This window comes from Plesiomonas sp. ZOR0011 (genome assembly GCF_000800945.1).
GTDB lineage: Bacteria > Pseudomonadota > Gammaproteobacteria > Enterobacterales > CAMTGL01 > Plesiomonas > Plesiomonas shigelloides.
Genome location: NZ_JRKB01000054.1, coordinates 1 through 3,064 on the forward strand (window position 1 = coordinate 1; position 3,064 = coordinate 3,064).

Sequence of the window (3,064 nt, forward strand, 5' to 3'; positions counted from 1 at the left end):
TAGAACGGCGGACTGTTAATCCGTATGTCACTGGTTCGAGTCCAGTCAGAGGAGCCAAATTCGAAAGCCCTGCTCATTGAGCGGGGCTTTTTTGTTGCGTCTATTGGTTGCCGCCAGCCCTGCGAAAGCGTTATCCTTCCCGCCTTAAAATCAACCAGAGATGTGATATGACTACGCAAATACCCGACGACAGCAAAATCCTTCAAAAATTAAGAATAAAACAGTGGGTTGAACCGGTATTAGTCTTATCTATTCTCGGCGTATTATTCAGCTATCTGGGTAACCAGATGGGGCTGTCGGCCATGGTGAACACCATTTTCAACACCGCCCACCAACTGCTGCTCAATACCGTGCTGTTCATTATGGGGATCACGGTACTTTCTGGCGCATTAAGCCAACTGCTGAGCGAGTTCGGCGTGATCCGCTTGCTGGAAGTGCTGCTAGCGCCATTGATGCGCCCAATCTATCGTCTGCCGGGGCGCTGTGCGCTGGCCGGTCTGATGACCTTTTTCTCCGATAACCCGGCGGTGATTAGCTTAGCCAAAGACGCGCGTTTTCGTCGTGGCCTGCGCCCGTGGCAGCTGATCTCGCTGACCAACTTCGGTACCGCCTTTGGCATGGGGCTGATTGTGGTGACCTTTATGGCCACTCTGCAGTTAGGCCCTGAGCACAATACGGTGCGTGCCGCCCTGCTCGGTCTGGCCGGTGCGCTGATTGGCTCCGTCGTAACCACCCGCTTAATGCAGCGCATGGTGCGCCCACTGGTCGGTGATGAGCCGTTAGACTGCCAGCAGCCAGAAGCCTCCGAGTTGGAGCAGTTTCAGGTAAGCCATGAAGAAAACAGCGAGAATACGCCAGTATGGCTGCGTATTTTGAACTCGCTGCTGGATGGCGGTAAATCCGGGGTCGAGCTTGGCATGGCGGTGATCCCAGGGGTGTTGATCATCAGCACCTTTGTGATGCTGCTGACCTTTGGCCCAGGGCCTGAAGGCTACACCGGCGCAGCCTTCCAAGGGGTGGCGCTGCTGCCAGCTCTGGCGGCTAAAGCAGGTTTTGTGTTTGATTTCCTGTTTGGCTTTAAGCACCCAGAATTAGTGGCCTTCCCGGCAACCTCGCTCGGCGCGGTGGGCGCGGCTATGTCACTGGTGCCGCCGTTTATCAGCAAAGGGCTGATCACTGGTAATGAAATTGCGGTCTTCACTGCGATGGGGATGTGTTGGAGTGGTTTTCTCAGCACCCATACCGCGATGCTGGATGCGCTGGGCTATCGCTCGCTGACTTCTCGCGCCATTGCCGCACACACCGTGGGTGGTTTGGTGGCCGGGATCAGTGCTCACCAGCTGTTTGTCCTGTTCGGCTAATACGCTAAGCATTAGCTCAATATACGATGACGCCCGACTCGCATTGCCGTTGCGAGCCGGGCGTTTTTGTTTGTGACCTTGAGCCGTCATACCGCATTCAACTCAAGCTCAAGCCGAGCGTGAAACGCATTCGGCCATCACGGATCGATAAAATTGCCAGATATCTGGCCAAACTTTCCCAGTTAAGCGCTATTTTTCACCGCTTGAATAGCCTTTGTCCGTGAGCTAACGCCATTCAAATGTAAGCATTCGTATTTTTGTAATACACTTCAAACTATAAATTCGACAATCCAGTATCTTGCTTCTCGTTTTGTGAGCCGACTCGGTATTTCATGTATGAAAATTATTCATTTTGTTCTAGGACTTGTTGTGGTCTTCGCCTTGGCTCTGCTGGCGAGCAAGGATCGTAAGAAGATAAAACTGCGTTACATCGCGCAGCTCATCGTCATCGAGCTGTTCCTGTCCTACTTCTTGCTGCACTCTTCAGTCGGCTTGAGCCTCGTCACTGGGCTGTCGGACGTCTTTAACAAACTGCTGGAGTACGCCGGTGACGGAACCAACTTTGTGTTCGGCGGCCTGCTGAATAAAGGCGAGTTCAGCTTCTTCTTGCTGGTGCTGATGCCGATTGTGTTTATCTCGGTGCTGATCGGTATCTTGCAGCATATCCGCGTACTGCCGGTGGTGATCCGCTTTATTGGCTTAGTGCTATCTAAGGTCAACGGCATGGGCAAGATTGAGTCGTTTAACGCCATCAGTGCCATGATCATCGGCCAATCGGAAAATTTCATCGCGTATAAAAACGTGCTGCATCGCATCTCTGAGCGCCGGATGTACACCATGGCGGCAACCGCAATGTCGACGGTTTCCATGTCTATCGTGGGCTCGTACATGCAGCTGATCGAACCGCGCTATGTGGTGGCGGCGCTGATCTTAAACATGTTCAGTACCTTTATCGTGCTGTCAATTATCAACCCGTATGACAGCGAAGCCGAAGACGATCTGACCAATATCGAAACCGACGAGCACAAGCTGACCTTCTTTGAAATGCTGGGCGAATACATTCTGGCAGGCTTTAAAGTGGCGGTGATTGTTGCGGCGATGCTGATTGGTTTTATCGCGCTGATCTCGATGATTAACCATATCTTCAGCGCCCTGTTCGGTATTAGCTTCCAAGACACCTTGGGCTACCTGTTCTACCCTGTAGCATGGCTGATGGGCATTCCACACGCCGAAGCGCTGCATGCCGGTAGCATCATGGCCACCAAGTTGGTCACCAACGAGTTTGTGGCGATGATGGAGCTGAAAAAACAAGCGGCGACCTTAAGCACTCACACCGTTGGGGTTATCTCCATTTTCCTGGTCTCTTTTGCCAATTTCAGCTCAATCGGCATTATTGCCGGCGCAGTGAAAGGTTTGGATGAAGAGCGCGGTAATATGGTGTCACGCTTTGGCCTGCGTCTGTTATACGGCTCAACCTTAGTCAGCGTGTTGTCGGCTCTGGTTGCGGGTTTAATGCTATAAAATAACCATTTAGCTGAAAAATGAGTCAAACGGGCGTATTCTGACGGATTTATTGCAAAAGGGTGTTGACTCAGCTGCCCAAAACCCGTTTAATACGCCCCACAACGCGCTGCCCGGATAGCTCAGTCGGTAGAGCAGGGGATTGAAAATCCCCGTGTCCGTGGTTCGATTCCGCGTCCGGG

At 52.3% G+C, this 3,064-nt stretch carries 2 protein-coding genes; both read left to right on the forward strand.

From position 1 onward, the window contains the following. The first annotated feature begins 167 nt into the window (after nucleotides 1-167). Nucleotides 168-1,361, forward strand: a complete 1,194-nt coding sequence (locus L975_RS09595) for a membrane protein (protein WP_036769987.1) — start codon at nucleotides 168-170, stop codon at nucleotides 1,359-1,361. Nucleotides 1,362-1,697: 336 nt separating this feature from the next. Then, on the forward strand, nucleotides 1,698-2,882 hold the full coding sequence (locus L975_RS09600) for a NupC/NupG family nucleoside CNT transporter (protein WP_047708355.1): 1,185 nt from the start codon (nucleotides 1,698-1,700) through the stop codon (nucleotides 2,880-2,882). Nucleotides 2,883-3,064: the final 182 nt, after the last annotated feature.

Coding starts and splice junctions, on each gene's coding strand:
- L975_RS09600 (WP_047708355.1), top strand. CDS start 1,698: ATGAAAATTATTCATTTTGTTCTAGGACTTGTTGTGGTCTTCGCCTTG.
- L975_RS09595 (WP_036769987.1), top strand. CDS start 168: ATGACTACGCAAATACCCGACGACAGCAAAATCCTTCAAAAATTAAGA.